Annotated in this window: 15 protein-coding genes; 7 read left to right on the top strand and 8 right to left on the bottom strand. The window is 69.9% G+C overall.

Translation table 11 applies throughout. From position 1 onward, the window contains the following. Positions 1-355: 355 nt before the first annotated feature. The 3 genes from FHX32_RS20355 to FHX32_RS20365 form a co-directional block, all read right to left on the bottom strand. Complete coding sequence (locus FHX32_RS20355) at positions 356-2,056, bottom strand: IS1634 family transposase (protein ID WP_167185129.1); 1,701 nt, start codon at positions 2,054-2,056, stop codon at positions 356-358. A 293-nt stretch (positions 2,057-2,349) separates the two neighbouring features. Beyond that, the gene (locus tag FHX32_RS20360; protein ID WP_167185339.1) at positions 2,350-3,327 is read right to left on the bottom strand and encodes a replication-relaxation family protein; all 978 of its coding nucleotides are present in this window, start codon (positions 3,325-3,327) and stop codon (positions 2,350-2,352) included. 320 nt (positions 3,328-3,647) lie between these two features. Beyond that, positions 3,648-6,203 carry a type IV secretory system conjugative DNA transfer family protein gene (locus FHX32_RS20365; RefSeq protein WP_486481205.1) on the bottom strand — a complete coding sequence of 852 codons (2,556 nt, stop codon included), beginning with the start codon at positions 6,201-6,203 and terminating at the stop codon, positions 3,648-3,650. Positions 6,204-6,526: 323 nt separating this feature from the next. Here FHX32_RS20365 and FHX32_RS20370 point away from each other — a divergent pair, with 323 nt between their 5' ends. From FHX32_RS20370 to FHX32_RS20400, 7 genes are all read left to right on the top strand, one after another. After that, complete coding sequence (locus FHX32_RS20370; RefSeq protein ID WP_167186310.1) at positions 6,527-7,612, top strand: tyrosine-type recombinase/integrase; 1,086 nt, start codon at positions 6,527-6,529, stop codon at positions 7,610-7,612. A 4-nt stretch (positions 7,613-7,616) separates the two neighbouring features. Then, the gene (locus FHX32_RS20375) at positions 7,617-7,934 is read left to right on the top strand and encodes a helix-turn-helix domain-containing protein (RefSeq protein WP_167185345.1); all 318 of its coding nucleotides are present in this window, start codon (positions 7,617-7,619) and stop codon (positions 7,932-7,934) included. Next, positions 7,931-9,112, top strand: a complete 1,182-nt coding sequence (locus FHX32_RS20380) for a hypothetical protein (RefSeq protein ID WP_167185348.1) — start codon at positions 7,931-7,933, stop codon at positions 9,110-9,112. The genes FHX32_RS20375 and FHX32_RS20380 overlap by 4 nt, the downstream gene beginning before the upstream one ends. A gap of 94 nt (positions 9,113-9,206) precedes the next feature. Continuing rightward, entirely contained in the window at positions 9,207-10,634 is a 1,428-nt protein-coding gene (gene istA, locus FHX32_RS20385; protein ID WP_486481247.1) for an IS21 family transposase, read from the top strand. After that, positions 10,631-11,392, top strand: coding sequence for an IS21-like element helper ATPase IstB (istB, locus tag FHX32_RS20390; protein ID WP_109906332.1), 762 nt, complete (start codon positions 10,631-10,633; stop codon positions 11,390-11,392). Before istA ends, istB begins: the two co-directional genes overlap by 4 nt. After that, the gene (locus FHX32_RS20395) at positions 11,392-11,652 is read left to right on the top strand and encodes a hypothetical protein (protein ID WP_109906334.1); all 261 of its coding nucleotides are present in this window, start codon (positions 11,392-11,394) and stop codon (positions 11,650-11,652) included. Before istB ends, FHX32_RS20395 begins: the two co-directional genes overlap by 1 nt. An 83-nt stretch (positions 11,653-11,735) precedes the next feature. Continuing rightward, positions 11,736-12,341 (top strand): site-specific integrase, encoded by a 606-nt coding sequence (locus FHX32_RS20400; RefSeq protein ID WP_167185354.1) that lies wholly within the window; start codon positions 11,736-11,738, stop codon positions 12,339-12,341. Between the two features lie 42 nt (positions 12,342-12,383). Here FHX32_RS20400 and FHX32_RS20405 read toward each other — a convergent pair whose 3' ends face one another. From FHX32_RS20405 to FHX32_RS20425, 5 genes are all read right to left on the bottom strand, one after another. Then, positions 12,384-14,180: a TraG/VirB4 family ATPase gene (locus FHX32_RS20405; protein WP_167185357.1), complete on the bottom strand. Its 1,797-nt coding sequence runs from the start codon at positions 14,178-14,180 to the stop codon at positions 12,384-12,386. Position 14,181: 1 nt separating this feature from the next. Next, positions 14,182-15,120, bottom strand: coding sequence for a PrgI family protein (locus FHX32_RS20410; protein WP_167185360.1), 939 nt, complete (start codon positions 15,118-15,120; stop codon positions 14,182-14,184). A 210-nt stretch (positions 15,121-15,330) separates the two neighbouring features. After that, positions 15,331-16,581 (bottom strand): hypothetical protein, encoded by a 1,251-nt coding sequence (locus tag FHX32_RS20415; protein ID WP_167185363.1) that lies wholly within the window; start codon positions 16,579-16,581, stop codon positions 15,331-15,333. Position 16,582: 1 nt separating this feature from the next. Further along, on the bottom strand, positions 16,583-16,921 hold the full coding sequence (locus tag FHX32_RS20420; RefSeq protein WP_167185366.1) for a pilin: 339 nt from the start codon (positions 16,919-16,921) through the stop codon (positions 16,583-16,585). A 127-nt stretch (positions 16,922-17,048) separates the two neighbouring features. After that, positions 17,049-18,086 carry a hypothetical protein gene (locus tag FHX32_RS20425; protein WP_167185369.1) on the bottom strand — a complete coding sequence of 346 codons (1,038 nt, stop codon included), beginning with the start codon at positions 18,084-18,086 and terminating at the stop codon, positions 17,049-17,051. Positions 18,087-18,204: the final 118 nt, after the last annotated feature.

Here is an 18,204-nt window from a genome sequence, read left to right on the forward strand (position 1 = left end):
CTCCAGCGACCCCGTAGTTACCCGAACGGCGCCGAGCCGGCCGCCCGGGTCTCGACCGTGGACGGCGTCATGATCAGGCGCACGAATTTGCCGATGAGGGGTCGCCAGTAGGGGGTGCCTTCGTCGCCGCCGATCGGAGGCTCACCGGGTGGCGACCATGAGCGTGATGACGCCGAAGTTCATCCGGATGAGTGCCGGGCCAGCTCCAGGTTCGACTGGTGGGGGCCGGAGCGGCCCCGACGCCTGCGTTCCGCAGCTCGGCGTCGATATAGTCCGCGAATTTGGGGTTTGAGCTGGGCAAACGCCGGTAGGCCCGGTGACTGGGCGTGTCACTAGGCAGTTGTGTTGTTGCAGGTCAGGCGGTTGCGGGTGTGGCGTCGAAGATCCGAGGCGGTTCGGTGATCTTCAGCTTCGTGAGCAGGGCCTTCTGGGGTTGGGACAGCTCGGTGCGCTGGGCGAACGTGCCGGCGGGGCCGGTGAACACGCCCAGGTGCAGCCGGTCGATCTCGGTGCGGATCGCGGTCCAGGTGCGGCCGGTTTCGGTCTCGGCGACCCGGATCAGCAGCAGGGCCAGCCAGCAGAGCAGGATGTGGGCGCGGATGCGGTCCTCGCGGTGGTGGAACACCGGGCGCAGGTCGAGGGTGGTCTTCATGTCGCGCCAGCCGCGTTCGACTTCGAGCAGTTGCTTGTAGCCCAGGGCGATGTCCTCGGCGGACAGTGTTGGGTCGGAGCAGCGCAGCAGGTACTTGCCGTCCAGCCGCTGCTCCGCCTTGACCTTGGCCTGGTCGATGCGCAGCAGGCCCTTGGGCGTGACGCGCAGGAACCGGTTCAGGCCGGGCTTGGTCGAGATCACGCCGCGGAGCTCGGCGCGTTTGGTGGCCGACAGCCGGTCGGTGTCGTCGATCAGGTCGGTGAGCTGGGCGATCAGCCGGGTCCGGACGGCGGCGTCGCGGTCGGCGGCCTCGGGGTTGTAGCAGATGACGAACCGGTCGTCGGTGTCGATGTTGACTTCCTTGACCTGCAGGTTGTCCGCGACGGTGGCGTAGCGGCCCTGCCGTGCGAGGGCGGCGTCGGCTTCGCTGGTGCCGGCGCGCAGCTTCTCGCCGAGGATGTAGTGCCCGCCGCCCTGTTGCAGGAAGCGGCGGTTCTCAGCGGAGGCGAAGCCACGGTCGGCGACCCAGACGATGCGGGCCAGGCTCCACTCCCGCATGTCGGTCTTGACCTGCCGGATCAGGGCGGAGTCACCGGTGTTGCCGGGCCAGCACCACACCCGCACCGGGATACCGGTGCGGGTGACGGCCATCCCGACCACGACCTGGGGCAGGTCGTCGCGGGAGTCCTTGCTCTTACCATGCGTGCGGAACCCGGCCTGCTTGACTGCGGCCGGGTCGCCTTCGGCCACGACCTTGCCCAAGGCGTCGCGCCACAGCGGTTCGTCGGCCTCGTCGAGTTCGAAGTAGGTGCTGGTGGTGTCGAAGAACAGCAGGTCGACCTCGAGGTTGAGCAGGTCGGCGATCTGGTCGTAGACACCGCGGGTCAACGCAGGTTCGACCTCGATCAGCTGGTCCATCGCCCGGTAGCAGGCGTCGTCGGTGACATGTGGCAGGCCGGGCAGGTGCACGTCCTGGCAGATCCACTCGGCGGCGGCCAGCTTGCTCGACGGCGCCAGGGCCCGGTTCGCGACCAGCGCGAACAGCACCCGCTCCACGTCGACCTCCCGCCGCGCCGAGCCGACCAGCGGCCGCAGGACGGTGTCGATACGCAGACGGCGCCACAGCCCGTCGAGCAGCCACGCCCCGCCCAGCGGCCTCGACTGTTCGAACGACAACCCGGCCGGCGCGGCCGCGGCCAGGGCGTCGGCCGGGGCCAGCAGCCGCGACAACGCGTCCACCAGGCGGCGGATACCGGCCACGTCGAGCTGGTCCTCACGGCCGAACGAGTACAACACCCGGGTCTTGGACGCCTTCGCGGCCGGGTCCCACTCATTGTGGGCCAACTGCAGGTAGCGGATCGTCTGCCCGTCGCGGGTCTTGCGGGTCGACGCCTTCACGTACACGAGGCACGACCGTACACCGACTATGAGACCCGGCATAGACCAGCAGCTCATAACAGTTATACACAGGCAGGCGTGTCACTAGGCGATTTCGCGGTTTCCACCAGGCCGCAACGCCTTGACCTGCGCCTTCACGCCGCAACGCCGACTATATCGACGCTGAGCTGCGGAACGCAGGCGACGTGGCCACGCCAGCACCTGCGCACGTTCAGGCGGTGGATGACCACCGCATGCGATGGGACGTCGCCGGTGGCGCGGCAGGCGACGAGTACCCGCTCCACGTGAGCCGGCGGGCGTCAGCTGGTGGAGTGGAGTAGCAGCCGGAGCGGGTGGTCGTCCGGGCGTGCCGGTCCGGGGGTGAGGGGGCCAGGCTGGCCGTGGCTGCTGGGCAGGTCGGCCAGGGTGAGCCGGTGGCGGCCATTGCCGGCCAGCCGCCATACCGGCCCGGCGGGATTAGGCCCGGATTCCGGTGAGGTGGTGGCGACGACGAGGGTCGGTTCGGGCCGGTCGGCGAGCTTGCGGTGCAGGTTCTGCTCCCGTAGCCGGCTGGGTAGGGCGAACAGGATCGGGTACTGCGGTCCGCCCTCGGCGCGCAGCTTGCGGTGGGAGGCCAGCTTGTCGACCAGGCGGCCGATCGGCTCGGTGCCGCGGTCGAGTTCGAGGAAGAAGCCGGTCTCCTGGTCGTCGTGGGTCCAGACGCCGTGGCCGTCCGGCTTGATGCGGTGGCCGAACGCCGCCGCCGTGGTGCGTTCGGACCACCAGCGGGTCAGCGCCGTACTCGGCTGGTGACGAGCGTGCACGAGTAGGGAGACGAAGACGTCGTTGACCGCCAGCAGGTGTTCCAGGGTGGGACTGGAGTAGACCCGGTCCTGGCGTTCTCGTAGGGCTCTGGCGGTGGGTGGGCCCTCGCCGCGGGCCAGCGCCGTGTACCGCGCGGAGAGCAGGCCGGGTAGCCAGCACACCGGGTTGGGTGCGCCGGGCCGGTTGCGGATGAACCGGTCGATGAAGCCGAGGCGGCGTAGGAGCTGAAGCCGATGCCGGCAGGTGGTGGGGTTGGCGAACAGGATCAAGGTGAGGTGTTCGGTGGTGAGGGTGGTGTGCTCGTCGAGGAGGGCGGCGATGGTGTAGTCGCGTGGTCGGAGGCGGTGGGAGATGTCGATGAGGGTGTGGTTGGTCGTGCGGCGAGGGTCGGTGGTGCGGGGCACGACCAGCGGCGTGTCCCCTGCGGGGAGTTCCCCTTGGGGGAAGTGTCGGGATGGGGTGTGAGCGGACATGACGGCTCCTAGCTGGGCTGTTGGGTGGATGGGGGCGGCCTGGCCCCGGCAGCACGGCGCCGGGCGGCGGCCGAGCCGGTGGCTGTTACGGCGACCGGGTCCTGGCCGAGTCGGCAGGCTCTGGCTCGCCTGTCGGCGTCACAAGCGGCGCCGACCTGGTGATCGCTCTGTGGCGGGGGCGGGGCGTACGCTGGTGGCGTCCCTCAGCGGCTTCCCCCGTGGCCGCTGAGGGACGTTGCGATCGCGGTGCGCGAGCGCCGTCTACGCGATCCAGGTGCCGAACGGCCGCGGACCGCATTTTGCTTGACGCGCCTGTTGGGTTACGCGGCGTCCTTTTGGGTGGCTGTTGGGTTGCCCGAGTCCGGATCGTCACCGCCCGATGGGTCGGCCACACCGGCGAGATGGGCGATCGCCGATCGATTCCCGGCCGGGTCCGCTACTGCCCCGGCGGCGGCTTGCCGGACCGCGGTGGCTTCCCCGACGAGGGCCCGTGGTGGATTGGTCCGCAGCGTGAACGCCGCGGTCTCGCGGCTGTTGACGACCAGCCGGCACGCCGCTCGGTAGGCGTCCAGGTGGGACAGGTCGTGTTCGTCGAGTTCGGGCATGGTGTGCCGGGCCAGCTGGTGGGCGTCCTCCGGGGCGCAGGAGAAGAACACCTTGTTGCGGGCGTTGGCGGAGATGGCCAGCTGCGTCTCTCGCGGCATCTGCGACAGGTTCTGATGAGCCAAGACGAGGCCGAAGTGGTAGCCGCGGGCTTCGGCGAGCATGTCACCCACCGAGCCGGGCAGGTTCAGAAAGTTGTGCGCCTCGTCGATGTAGGCGAAGGAGTCCCGCCGGTCCGGCTCGGGCAGCCGGGCGCGTCCGGTCGCGGTCTGCCAGGCGGAGGCGAGGACGAAGCTGCCCATCAGCCGGGCCGTTTCTTCGCCGATCTGCCCTTTCGGCAGGCGGGCGAGCAGGATGCCGCCGTCGAGGACGCGGCGCATCTCGAAGCTGGACTGTGGTGCGCCGAGGGTGCGACGGACGAAGTCGCGTAACAGGAAAGCGCGGAGCCTGGAGAGCACGGGGCCGATGACCTGGGCCCGCAGCGGGGGCGGGGTTGACTCGAACCATTCCCAGTAGCCGCGCAGGCCCTCCGGGTCGTCGAGGTTCTGCGTGAACGCGTATCGGAACTTCTTGTCGTTGAGCAGCGGCGGGATCAGCGTCAGCGTGGCGTTGGCCTTGCGTAACAGGGTTAGGCACGCCACGCGCAGCGTGTCGTCGATCCGCGGTCCCCAGTGTTTGGCGAAGATCCGCCCGAAGATGGACACGATGTTGTCCACGACCAGGTCGTGGTCGTCGCCCTGCAGGGGGTTGAGGGTGGTCCCGGCCGGCTGGTCCGGGTCGATGATCGTCAGCCGTTTGGCATGGCTTTTCGGGATTCGGTCGAGCAGGTCGACGACCAGATCGCCTTTGGGGTCGATGACGAGGACGCCGCGGCGGGCGTGGATGTCGTCGAGGATCATGTTCATCAGCAGCGTCGACTTGCCGGAGCCGGTGGAGCCGAGCACGTGCAGGTGCTGGCGGGCGTCGGCGACGTTGAGGGCGACGGAATGGCTGCCGACGTCGGCCTTGCCCAGCACCTTTGTGCCGCGCCCACCTGCGGCGACGGCGACGGGGGCGGGCATCGGCTTGGCGCGGGCCCGGTCCAAACCGGGCACGGCGATGTCCTGCGGCAGCGCCGCGATGGTGGCCAGCTCGGCGGCCGAGAGCAGGAACCCGCGGCGCAGCATCCGGGCGGCCAGGACCCGGGCCGGATGCCTGATGGACAGCCGACGTAGCCGGTTGCGGCCGGTCCAGGACCCGAACGCCGAGGCGATGCCGTGGGCGATGGTGACCAGCCGGGGCTTGAGGTCGGCGGGGTCGCTGCCGCGGGGGTTGGTGTGCGCGACGCCGAAGCGCAGCGCGACCTCCCATTGGGTGCCGGCGAGCTTGTCGACGCCGGCGCGGCCGTCACGCTCCCGTTGTGGGTCACTGCCAGGTATCGGGGTGTGCCGCCCGGCTGGATGAGTGCGTCGGCCCGTGCTGAACAGCTCCAGACTTAAGTCGAGGACGACGCGCAGCCAGGTGGCGGGGTCGAGCAGGTCACGCGGTGGCCGGCCGGTGCGAAGGCCCTGCACGCCGCGGCGCAACCGGCGGATCTGCCGGTTGATCGCGGGGCGGGCCAGGACCTGCACGCAGGCTGACTCGGCGACTTGCAGCCCCGATGTTGCCGCGATGAGGGTGCGCATCGGGTCGTTGTCGTGGTCGGTCTGCAGCGGGTACCAGGCCGGCAGGGTGGGGCTGAGCGCTCCGCCGGCATCGAGAGCATCCAGGGGCAGCGGCGGGTCGGCGTCGGTGACGGTGCAGGCCGCGCCGGGCCAGGCGCCGCGGATCGCGGCCTGGATCGGCCCGTGCTGGATGGTGCGCGGCACCCATACCGCGATGGTCAGTTCCCGGCCGCCCCACCGGTATTCGACGGCGAGGTGCGGGCGGCCGTCGCGCAGGCGGCGACGCCAGCCGGTGTGCAGGATCTCGGCGAGGGTGGCCCAGAGTGTGGCGGCGCCGTCCGAATCGACCTCCGGCGGCGGGCTGATGGTGATCAGCTGCGCGTGGCGGGCCATCCGGGCGTGCCGGCAGCCGGCCACCACCGTGCGCGCGGTGTAGCCGGCGGCGAAGAGCAGCACGGCGACGAGCGCGAGCCACGGCCGGTCCCGGCACCAGTCGACGGCGGCGGTGGCGGTGTCGAGCAGCCACCGCGACGGTCCGGGCAGCGGCGGCGCCGATGGTGTCGGTGGTGAGGTGGGAGAAGGCGTGGGAGTGAACGCGGGGATGTGCGCGAAGACGGGGCTGGTGTTCACTGGTCGGGCCCCTTTCGGAGAACAAAGAGGGCTGCGGGCAGCCATTGCTGGCGGCCCACGGCCCTGGGGTGGTGTGGTGTGGTCACGTCACGGCCGGTCCCGGCCGTGACGTTTTGGTGGTGGGGTCACTCGTCGTCGGGCAACTCCAGGTCTCCTACCGGACTTGTCTGGAGTTCCTTGGGTCGCCCGGTGCGATGTTGGGGCCTTTGGTGAGCTTGTTGGTGGGGGTTTGGTTGCCGGGATCTTGTTGACTTGACGTCGGGATTCATGAACGATCTCCGATGTTCGTGGTGGTTGGTCGAGTTCTCGGATCCGAGGTGCTCATGGGGCTCGCGGCAGTGCGGTCGTTGCATGGGCCGCGGCGCCTTGCGACGGATCAGGATGCGGAGGACTTTGAGCAGGAGTTGGTGGATCAGTTCCTGCTGTCCGGCGTTGCTGCCGGTTCGTGCGACAGCACGGTGTCGGCGGACCGGTATGCGTTGTTCGAGTTCATCCGCTTCCTGGGGCGTCCGGTGTGGACGGCGCAGGCGAGTGATGCCGACAGGTTCCTGGCGCAGCAGCGGTCGCTGGGGCGGGCCCGGTTGACGGTGGAGCACAAGGTCAGCTCGGTCGGCAGGTTCTTCGACTTCGTCGTCGAGCGTTATCAGGGCGACATCGTGGCGTTGACCGGTGTGGTCGTGGCGCAGGTGATCGATGAGTTCAACAGGCCGGGCCGCTCGGACTACGGGGCTGCCCGGGTGCCGCCCAGCGAGGACGAGATCGATGAGCTTTTCGGTGCGTGGCGTGATTGGTTGCCGAGCGCCCGTAAGTATTTGCCGGCGGCGCGGTGCTATCTGGCGGCGTCGTTGTGGCGGCGGGTGGGTTTACGGATCCAGGAAACGCGGATGCTTGACCTTCGGGACTGGCGCAGAGATCTGGGCGAGTTCGGGTCCGTGCACGTGCGATTCGGTAAGGGCAGCCGTGGGCGGGGCCCGAAGACGCGGTTGATACCGGCGATCAACTCGGCGGGGGCGCTGCTGGATTGGTGGATAGCCGATGTCCGGCATCAGTTCGGTGATGACTACCAGCGCCTCGATGCGCCGCTGCTGCCGACCGAGCGTCAGCCGGACCCTGTGACCGGGTTGTGCCGCCGGGCTGGTGATCAGGTGTTGCGTGACGGGCTCGCGGAGGCGGTGGCGCGGTGGCTGCCGCAATGGAAGGGCCGGCTGACACCGCATATGTTGCGGCATTTCTGCGCGTCGTCGTTGTATCGCCAGGGCGTCGACCTGAAAGCGATCCAGGAACTGTTGGGCCATTCCTGGTTGTCGACGACGACGCATTACGTGCATGTGCCCGCGCAGCACGTGGAACGGGCGTGGGTCGCGGCGAACGAGCGGACCGCGGCGCGGCTCGCGGGGTTGGGAGGCTGAGAACATGCGGTGGAATTTGCGGCTGCGCGCCGCCGAGAAAGGCATTTGGAAGTCCACCGAGATGCGTCGGCTCTTGGCCGAAGCCGGTCTGGAGATCAGCTCGGGGAAGATGTCCGGGCTCTGGACCGGAACCCCGACAACCATCCGGCTCGATGACCTGGACGTGATTTGCGCGGTCCTCGACTGCAGCCCGGCCGAGTTGCTGATCCGCGAGCCGGAGAAGGTCGCGGCGCGGCGGCCGCGCCGCGAGCAGGCGGTCGGTGAACAGTCACCCACTCCGGTGGTCCGGCTGGGCCGGCAACGCAGCACACCGCCGGCATGACGCGGCGTCTCAAGCCGTGCACGGTCTGCCGGGTCCGGCCGCCGGCGATGCGGGAGGTGCCGTTCTGCTTCCAGTGCTGGCCCGGCGGCCCGGTCTGTCCGCCGCCCTGCCGGCGATGCGGCTCGGCCGAGGACTACTACACCAGCGGCTTGTGCGCCCGCTGCCATCGGCACGCCCCCGGCCAGCGGTCGCCGGTCTGGCGAGAAGCCGGCCCGCTGGCCAGCACATCAGTGATCATTGACTCCTGCCCATACTGCTTCGGGTGGGGTGTCACCCGAACCTACGGCTGGCAGTGCGCGGCCTGCCGCAGTTGGGCGGAGAAGTTCCCGCAGCTCGGGGATTGCCCGACCTGCCGGCGGCGCACCCACCTCGGCGAAGCCGGACACTGCCGGCTCTGCTTCCGGCAACGCAGTATGATCGCCCGTCTGCACGGCGAGCGTCCCGACCGGGTGAGCATGGCCGACGCCAACCGCCACGGTCAGCAGCTGTTCTTCGCCGGCATGTGGACCGGATCCGGGCCCCGCAAGCCCTACGTCAAGACGACCGTCGCGGCCGACATGAGCTTGCTGCGTCCGGTCGGGCATCGCCAGCTCGTCTTCTTCGACGCCCACCGTGACCTCGCCGCCCATCCCGGCCTGCAGCTGCTGCCACCACCGCTTCCCGGTCTGGAAGCGGCCCTGATGCAGTTCGTCGGTGACCACGCCCGCCGCCACGGCTGGCCCCAGGGCAAAACGGAGAAGACCCGCCGCGGCGTGCGGATCATGCTCGCGATCCAGGACACCCCGGGCGCGCCGATCCGGCGCAGTGACGTCGCACTGCTGAGCCGGATCAAACACTCCGCCCAAGTCGTCGCGGACGTCCTGCACGAGGCAGGCATGCTCGAGGAAGACCGCACCCCCGCGATCGAGCGATGGTTCCTGGCCGCCACCGGCGACCTGCCCGCACCCATGCGCGACGAACTCGGCACCTGGTTCGATGTCATGCGGCACGGCTCGGTCACCGCCCCGCGACGGCGCCCTCGGCACGACGGCACCACCGGCACCCAGCTGCGGTGGGCGTTGCCCGCCATCCGCCACTGGGCCACCGACCACCAGTCCCTGTGCGAGATCGACGCCGAGCACGTCCACGCGGTCCTGCTGTCGGGGTACGGCCTGGAGTGCAGAGCTAGGTACAGCTGATCTTGCAGAGGTGCGCACTGTTTGTCCGTCGTCAGCGGGTGACTGAGGGTGAGGCTGCTCGGGTCGTGATCGGACCGGCGTGGGGCGGCTGGCGGTGGGGGCGTTGGATGAGCAGCGGTGGCTGGATGTGCGCCGGTTCCGGGCGTTGCACGAGGCTGGTGCGAGTGTCTCGGAGATCGCTCGTGAGACGGGCCTGAACTGGCGGACGGTGAAGAAGTACCTGGCTGCTGGTGGCGGCGAGGTGGCGCCGCCGGTTCGGGCGCGGCCGGCTCGTGGGCAGTTGATCGATGTGTTCGCGCATGTGGTCGATGCGTGGTTGCGGGCGGAGTTGCTGCTCAAGGGCACGGTGATCCATGAGCGTCTTGTCGAGCAGTACGGGTTCACCGGTAACTACCAGCGGGTGAAGTTGTATCTGCAGCAGGCCCGGCCGCGGATCGCTGCGGAGTTGGGGATCAGCCCGGATCAGCTGGCCGGGCTGCATCGCCGGTTCGAGGTCGTTCCGGGTGCGCAGGCGCAGGTGGACTGGGGCGACGAGGGCGGCATCCTCGCTCACGTCGGGATCCCGAAGGTGTACTCGTTTCACATGGTGCTGTCGTACTCGCGGGATCCGTTCTGCTGCTTCACCACCAGCCAGGACCTGGCCGCGTTCTGGGAGTGTCACCGGCGGGCGTTCGCGCACTTCGGCGGGGTCCCCGGGGTGATCGTCTACGACCGGACCAAGACCGTGGTCCGCCGGCACGTCGCCCCGGGTCAGGCGGTGCCGCTGCACCCGGAAGCGGTCGCGTTCGCCGGGCACTACGACTTCGACATCGATGTGCTGGCCGCATACCGGCCGACCGGCAAAGGGCGGGTCGAACGGCAGGTCACCATCGTCCGTGATCATGTCCTGGCCGGGCGGGCGTTCTCCTCGCTGGCCGAGCTCGACGCCACGTTCGTGGCCTGGGTGCCGCAGCGGCGGGCCGTGCGGCATCGCACCCACGGTGAGATCATCGGCGTGCGGGCGGTCCGTGACCACGCCGCGCTGCGACCGATCCCGGCCAGGGCGTATGTGGTCGCCGACCGGCATCTGCGGCACGTCGGCAAGGACTGCCTGGTCGCCTACGCCGGCAACCTCTACTCCGTGCCGGCCCGACGGGTCCGCCATCGCCAACTCGTGGAGATCCGGGCGACCGCCGCCACCATCACCATCCACGCCACCGTCGGCGGCCTGGACGGCACCACGCTGCTGGCCACGCACGAGCGGGCCGTCGGCCGCGGCGCCCGCGTCGTCGACGAAACCCACTGGGACGGCCTGCCCGACGGACACACCCGTGCCGTCACCACCGGCGACCCCGACGGCGAGCAGTCGACCACACGCCGACCGGCCCGCCTCGACGGCGGCCAGGGACCGCTGCAAGCCCTGCTCAACCGGGCTGCCGCCGCCCAGATCGCCGTCGAGGCCCGCCCGCTGTCGGTCTATGAGCAGATCGCTGCGGCCAGCCCGTTCACCAACCGACCACACCTGAAGGACGTCTCGAAGTGAGTGAGCTGGTCACCAACCGCATCCACGCCAGCGCCACCAAACTCGGCCTGCCCCACCTGGCCAAGACGCTGCAGGAGCTCACCGGCCGGGCCGACACCGAGGCCATGGGCTACCTCGAGTTCCTCGACCTCGTCCTGCAAGAGGAACTCGCCGTCCGCGACGAACGCCGCTTCCGCGCCGGGCTGCGCCTGTCGAAACTGCCGCACCACAAGACCCTCGACGACTACGACTTCAGCTTCCAACCCGACCTGGACCCCCGCAAAGTCCGCGACCTCGCCACCCTCGCGTTCGTGCAGGCCAAAGCCAACGTCGCGTTCCTCGGCCCGCCCGGCGTCGGCAAGACCCACATCGCGGTGTCCCTCGCGGTCGCCGCCTGCCGAGCCGGGTTCACCGTCTACTTCACCACCCTCGACGACATGGTCCGCCACCTCACCGCCGCCGACGCGATCGGCCGGCTGGCCCGCAAGCTGCAGACCTACCTACGCCCCACCGTCCTGGTCATCGACGAAGTCGGCTATCAGCCCCTCGAACGGCCCGAAGCCAACCTCGTCTTCCAGGTGATCTCGAAACGCTACGAGAAAGGCTCCACCCTGCTGACCTCGAACAAGGGCTTCGGCGAATGGGGCCAAGTCTTCGGCGACGAGGTCCTAGCCACCGCCATCCTCGACCGGCTCCTGCACCACTGCGACGTCGTCCCCATCAACGGCCCCAGCTACCGACTCAAGAACCGCCTCACCGCCATCGAGAACGTCGCCTGATGCCCACCCCGGCCAACCCGGACGACCCCGCGACCACCAGCGACACCAACCACGGAGACCTGCTGCAACTCCTGCTCCAGATCTGCGCGGACTTCCTCGCCCACACCACTGCGGCAACCCACAACGAGGTCGACACCCTCCTACGCGCCCGCGGCATCACCGGCGGACCCGGATGGCTGATCGACATGCTCGGCCTCACCCGCCTGCGCCTGCAAGACGCAACCCACCGTGACGAACAAGGCGCCCACCACGACACCTGACCTCTGCAAGATCAGCCGTACTCACCTCTGCACTCCAACGAGTACCCCGACACCTGCCCGCCGGCGGCACACCACGCGCCACCATGCTGCAAGGCCTCCGGTCGATCTTCCGGATCCTCAAGGCCCGCAAGGCCGTCTTCGTCAACCCCACCGCCAGGATCCGGAACCCCTCCAACATCAAGACCGCGCCGATTGCCATCGACCTCGCCCAGGTCCGCGCGAACCTCGTCGACGGACGCCCCGCGACCGAAGCGCTCACCGCCTTGCTCGCCTTCCACGCCGTGCGCATCTACCAGCTCGCCGAGCTGAAACTCACCGACCTGCACGACGGCCGGCTGCACATCAACAACCGCGTCATCCTGCTCGCCGAACCCGCCCGAGGCCGCCTCAACACCTACCTCGAGCACCGGCACAACACCTGGCCGACCAGCGTCAACCCGCACATGTTCATCCACGCCCGCAACTGGACCAACGCCCGGCCCTGCACCAACTGGTGGATCCGCAAACAACTCGGCACGTCCGGTGACCGCATCCGCCAAGACCGCATCCTCGACGAAGCCCACGCCAACGGCGGCGACATGCGCGCCCTCTGCGACCTGTTCGGCCTGTCGATCGCCGGCGCCGCCCGTTATGCCAGCACCGTCAACCAGATCACCGAACACGACGCACCCACGACTTCGCCGAACTGACCCTCCATGACCCAACCAACGCTCGAACATCCCGGAGTTCCCTCACAAATCTCCCTGAGAATCCGTGAACTCCAGGCCAGTGATACACAGCCGGTGCTCTTTCTTGGAGGCCACGGCCTGGAACCCGACCCGGTGTGTGCCCGACATGAGCAGGCCCTCGCCGCGGCGGGCACCGAGCAGTACCCGGGCCTCGCCGGCGGTCAGGCCGAACACGTCCGCGACGATGTCGATCGCCTGCGGCGCCTGCCGCAACAGGATCTGTGTGGCCGCGTTGGCGATGACGACCTGCCCGAGGTCGGAGCCGAGCAGGTCCCCGACGTCCTGGGTGATGACCGCCAGCCCGGCCCGCCGCTTCCGCGCTGATTTCGCTAGCCGGGACAAGAACTTGGCGCCCTCGCCGTCGCGCAGCAGTGTCCAGGCTTCGTCAACGACGACCAGCCGCCTCGGTGTGTGCGCCGAGCGGATGGCCGGCGTGTCCACCTCGCGCCAGATCGCGTCGAGTGCGAGGAGCATGCCAGGTGCGCGGAGCTCGTCGGCGAGATGCCGCGTGGACCAGCACACCAGCTGCCCTGTGGGGACGGTGGTGGTGGGGCCGTCGAACAGGTCCTTGAACGATCCCGTGGTCCACGGGGTGAGCCGCGCCGCGAGGGTGTCGGCGGCCTCGGTGTGCTGAGCCGCGAGCGCGGCGGCGACGTCGCGCAGCAGGGGCGGTTGCCGGCGCCAGGTGGCGGGGTCGTTGGAGATCCCGGCCTGGTCGTAGGCGCCGTTGATCGCCTTATCGAGGGCGGCCCGCTCCGACGGTGGCGGCTGCTGCCCCAACAACACGCAGATGAGGGTGTGCAGGAACAGTGCCCGGTAGGTGCGCGCCTGCGGTCGGCGGTCCCCGGGCGGGATGTCGAGCGGGTTGAGCCGGACCCCGCCAGCGCCGAGCGCGATCGTGACGCCGCCGACCGCGTCGGCGAGGCGGATGTACTCGTTGTCCGGGTCGATCACCGCCACATGCACGCTGTCGGCGAGGGAGCGGAGCACTTCGAGCTTGACGAAGTAGCTCTTGCCGGCGCCGGATCTGGCGAGGACGACGCTGTTGGCGTTGTGCTGCGCCCATCGGTCCCACCAGACGATGCCGTTGCTGTCAGAGTTGAGGCCATAGAGCATGCCCCCGGTGGCGCCGGGTTCGCCGGGCAGCGGCGCCGGCAGATCCGACGAGGCGAGCGGGAACGCCGTCGCGATCGCGTCGGTGTCCATCACCCGCCGCATGTCGAGCCCGTCGGTCGCGAGGGGGAGGGTGGACGCCCAGCCCTGCAGCTGCCGCCAGGTTGCCGGCTGCGTGTCTAGCAGCACGGAGGCCGCGGTGGCCCGCACGTGGGCGACCGCCTCGTCGAGATCGTCGAGGGTGGTGGCGTGCACACACAAGTACAGGCCAACGCGGAACAGCTTCGACTGGCCGCGGGCGATCCGGTCGGCCAACTCCGCGGCGTCGTCGGCAGCGGCCTCGGTGATCGGGTCGATAAGTCGGCCCTTCTCGGCGTCGGTGCGCCTGTTGGACTCCAGCCGCGCCCGCTGCTTGCGCAGCCGGGCGGCGGCGATCTGCGGCGGGAGGGGGTCGATGTAGACGACGACGTCGAGCCGGCCCGGCCACGCCAGCAGCGGGTCCAGCCAGGCCGGGCCGACCTCGGCGGGGTAGCCGGTCACGATCAGCGTGGCGGCGTACCCGTCACCGACGCGCAGGTAGCGGGGCGTGTGTTCGATCGCGGCCGGGCCCACAACGGCCGCGAGCCCGGCCGAGTCGGCCGGGCTCGCATCAGTGGTGGTCGGCTTTCGCCGCTGCAGTATGGGCATGTCAATCTCCTGGTCCGGTGATGGCCACGTCGGGCAGGGCGCGGGCCCAGGTGACGTCGGCCGGGGTGTAGGGGTCAGTGGCGCATGTCAAAACGGCGGCGGCCCGGCCGCCGTCCAGGACGGCGGTCTGCGCCCCGAGCGCGGACAACGCGGACGCGGCGTGTTCCGCACGGCGCAGGACCTCGGTGTCGCGGCCCTTGTCGCCGGCTGCGGTGACCGCGACGGCTACGGTCCGCCACAGCGGATCCCGACGCGCCGCGAGGTCGTCGAGGAAGTCGGCGTAGTCGCGGGCGGCGTCGGCCAGGGCCGGGTTGGCGATCGTCTCCGCGTTGTCGGCGATGCGCTGAGCGTGGCTTGACAGATCGACCCGCTGCGCGGAGATCACGATCTGCACCCGCCCGGACAGCGAGTTCAGCCACCGGCCGTAGCTGCCGATCAGAGCGGCCTGCTCGTCGCCGGTGCGCAGACCGATGTTCACGGTCGTGCAGGCGACCAGCGCCACCGCGTGCGACCCGGCGTCGATGACGCCGGTGTCGCTGATCGCCTTGGCCGGCAGCCGCAGCACCGGCACCGTCGCGGCGGGTGTCTCAGTGGCCGGTGCCCAGGAGGGTGCAGCGGCGGGCCGGCCAGCAGCGGTAGGCGCCAACCGCTTCGGGCTGCGGGTGTGCCGGACCGCCGCGAGCAGCCAGGCATCCATGGACAGGCCGTCGCGGCGGCCCAACGCCAGCACGATCGCCGTACCGGCAAGCGGGGTGAGGATCGCGATGAGCACGGGCTGCGGCAGCAGCGTCCCCACCGCCCGGAAGATGCCGTAGCCGATCACGCCGGCCACGGCCAGGATGGCCAACTGCCGCGCGGTCAACCCGTAAACGATCTTGTCCGGGGTGTCGACGTCTGCGGGAATTCGGGCGTGCGGGGTGACGTCATCGCCGGGACGCATCGTCGTCTCCCCGATGTGTGACGCCAGCGGCACGGGCCTTCATCGCCCGGGTGTAGAGGTCCACACCGTCGGCGATCGCGGCGAGGGTGTATCGGTGGATCGGCCGACCGGTGGGCCAGGCGATGGCAACGATGGTGGACGTGGCCTGCGCCGCGTCGGACAGTCCAGCGATCTCGTCATCTCGGTGTGAAGTGTGGCGAATGGCTGTCATCAGGGTGCCTTTCGGGATGGCGCGGCTGCGCGGGCTGTCAAGGCGCGGGTGTAGAGGTCGACGCCGCCGGCGAGCTCATCGCGGGTGTACGGGCGTACGGGCCGACCGGTCGGGTAGGCGGTGCCAGTCCGGCCGGAACCGGCACCCCCCGGCCGGGGCGCGGACCCCGAGCGAGGTGTCGAGGACGGCGCAGAGGGCACGGCGGGGCGAATGCGGCCCCCGCCTCCGCCGGAGTTCACCGGCCACGGCCGGTTGGCCCCACCGGCACCCGCACCGCCGCCGCCGGCGCGGCCCGCGCGACCGGCGGCCCCCACGGCACTCCGACCGCCACTGAACGCGCGGGAAATCCCGCGGGTCAGCTGCTGCACAAGCACGACGCGCAGCATCATGCCCATGGCGTTCGGCCGGCCCTGCGTGATGTAGCGGCGCACCAATCCGGGGATCTTGACGACGCCCCACAGCAGGCAGACGACGATGAGCAGGTTCATGATCGCGGCCGGTTCGCCGCCGGGTATCGGCAGACCCAGCACGCGCAGGTTGCTGTCCGGGTTGAGGAAGACCCTCAGCGTGGTGTGCAGGGCGACCGCCTGGATCACGACGATGCCGAGCGTGCCGAGCATGGTGCGCCACCACAGTTTGGCCGCACCCTCGGTCTGCGGTGTGCCGTGCAGGGCCATGGCGATCGGTGAAATACCGACGGCGACGACGAGTACCCCGAGCCGGATGATCCACTGCACGAGGAGGGTGCCGGTGAGCACCGCGATCAGCAGGCCGATGAGCAGCAGCAGGAAGCTGATTGGGTTGGCGCCGACCTGGCCGTCCAATGCGCTGACCGTGGTGGCGCGAAGCTGCTGCATCGAGCCGGGCGCGGTGATGTCCTGGCTGGTCAAGGCGGCGGTGAACGCGTTGGCCAAACCGATGATGGTGGAACACAGCGGGATGGCGAAGTTGGCGGCGATCAGGCCGATGACCAGGCGAGGTATCAGCTCGCCTGGCCCGACCTGGGACTGGATGGTGTCGCGGCCCATCACCAGGATGGCCGTCCACAGGAACGCCAGCACGTAGCAGGTATTCACGATGCCCAGCGACGTGCTGGCGAACGCGCTGACCTGTGGCAGTTGGGTCACGTCAGGGCTGACGAACGCGGTGACCGACAGCAGTTCCCACAACGCGTTCAGCGCGCCGATCACGGTCTCGGCGAACCAGGTGAGGATGGGGCCGATGATTTGGTCGGCGAGCCAGCCGCCCATCTCAGCCCCCGATCCAGCCCTGCACGATCGCGAGCAGGATCGGCGCGAGGACGGCGAGGGCGTAGCCGATGAGGGCGTTCTTGAACGCGGAGTTCGCCTTCTCGATCTCGGTCGGGTCGCCACCCGCGGCCAGCCGGCGCAGGCCACCGATGGTGAGGAACAACGTGGCGACACCGACCAGTAGCCCGACGATCCAGGTCGTGATGTTGCCGATGATCACGGGCAGCGTGTACGCGGCCAGGATCTGCGGCTCGGCCGCGTACGCCGGGGCCGAGCCGGCCACAGCCACCAGAAACGCGACCGGGACCGTGATGGTGCGGTAGATGATGCGGCGGAACATGGTGGGCACCTCCCGCCCCTCGTGCGGGGCTCGATATTGGGGTCGAGATGCGCCACCGGGAACCGGGGCCGGCCGTGGGAGCGTCGCTCCTTCCAGCCATGAAGTGATCGGGTGCGAACACGGCCACTCAGGCCGGCCGCGCCCCGATCCCCGGGGCGCCGACACCGGCCGTTTCTCGGTCCGATGTCTTGCCCACGAAGGCCCGCTGTTGGGTCGCCAACACGACGTCCACCGCCGCTCCGCCACCCAACGGCGACCCAACAGCCCGTCGCGGTCGGGTGGCACGCGTAGCAGCGACTCGCTGTTGGGCGGCAGCCATCCGCTGTTGGCTGGCAGCGACTCGCTGCTGGGTCGCGGCGACCGGTTGTTGGGTCGCGTCACCGCCGCGGCGGCACCGACGACGCCGCAGCGGCACGAACGCGAGATCTCCCTCGCGGATGGCTTCCAGAAGCCGGCGTTCGGCCTTCAGCCGCCACGACGAGGCCAGGCTCGCGGCGATACCGAGGCGTGCCGCTGCCTGGGCGAGAGTGGCGTTCTCCAGCCGGGTCGCGGCGATCAGGTTCGCCTCGTCGGCGTCGATGACGCCGACCGCGACCGCCCTGGCCAGAACCAGGTCCGGGTGGTCCCACGGCTGGATCGGCGCGATCGGCCCGGTCGCATCGGTGTAGATAAGCTGGGCGTCGGACTCCGCATCCCGGGCCTTGCGGGCGGCGCGCAAGCCGGCGTCGATGAGCCGACCGACCACCCGCGGCGGCTCGAGGTCGATGGTCTTGAGCCGTTCGACGAACCCCGTCAGCAGCTCCGCGTCCAGGTCACGGGTATCCCCGCGCCATCCCGACGCGAGCAGCCCGGCGACGTGCCGCAGGCCGGGCAGGGCAATGCCCACCGCGGCCACGACCCAGGCCGGGCCGTCCCGGCGAGCGCGGATGACCAGCTCACGCCACACCGCGTCACGGACCTCGACGTTGGTCTGCGGTGCCAGCAGCAGCGCACGGAGCCGTTCCAGTGGCAGGATCTCGTCCGGCAGACCGGCGAACCCGCGGCCATCGAATCCGACATGGGTGGGCGGCTGCACTAGCAGGGTGAAGGCACGGCCGGCCGCGGCCAGCGGCGACGACGGCCAAGATCGAGCAGACATGGCGTCCCTTGCGAAGCGTTCGGGCACCGCAGCTTGACGGCGGTGCGAGGCCTCTATCCGCGCACGCCTATCGAACAGCCCAAGATCACGCGAGCGGGACCACGAGCCTGTTGGGCCTGCTCAGGGCCTGTCCACCCAACCGCCA

The organism is Micromonospora sp. CNZ280, assembly GCF_011759515.1.

Bases quoted from the DNA above. Each gene is read 5' to 3' on its own strand.
- FHX32_RS20360 (WP_167185339.1), bottom strand. From the start codon at position 3,327: ATGTCCGCTCACACCCCATCCCGACACTTCCCCCAAGGGGAACTCCCC.
- FHX32_RS20370 (WP_167186310.1), top strand. From the start codon at position 6,527: ATGGGGCTCGCGGCAGTGCGGTCGTTGCATGGGCCGCGGCGCCTTGCG.
- FHX32_RS20375 (WP_167185345.1), top strand. From the start codon at position 7,617: ATGCGGTGGAATTTGCGGCTGCGCGCCGCCGAGAAAGGCATTTGGAAG.
- FHX32_RS20380 (WP_167185348.1), top strand. From the start codon at position 7,931: ATGACGCGGCGTCTCAAGCCGTGCACGGTCTGCCGGGTCCGGCCGCCG.
- FHX32_RS20395 (WP_109906334.1), top strand. From the start codon at position 11,392: ATGCCCACCCCGGCCAACCCGGACGACCCCGCGACCACCAGCGACACC.
- FHX32_RS20400 (WP_167185354.1), top strand. From the start codon at position 11,736: ATGCTGCAAGGCCTCCGGTCGATCTTCCGGATCCTCAAGGCCCGCAAG.
- FHX32_RS20405 (WP_167185357.1), bottom strand. From the start codon at position 14,180: ATGCCCATACTGCAGCGGCGAAAGCCGACCACCACTGATGCGAGCCCG.
- FHX32_RS20410 (WP_167185360.1), bottom strand. From the start codon at position 15,120: ATGCGTCCCGGCGATGACGTCACCCCGCACGCCCGAATTCCCGCAGAC.
- FHX32_RS20415 (WP_167185363.1), bottom strand. From the start codon at position 16,581: ATGGGCGGCTGGCTCGCCGACCAAATCATCGGCCCCATCCTCACCTGG.
- FHX32_RS20420 (WP_167185366.1), bottom strand. From the start codon at position 16,921: ATGTTCCGCCGCATCATCTACCGCACCATCACGGTCCCGGTCGCGTTT.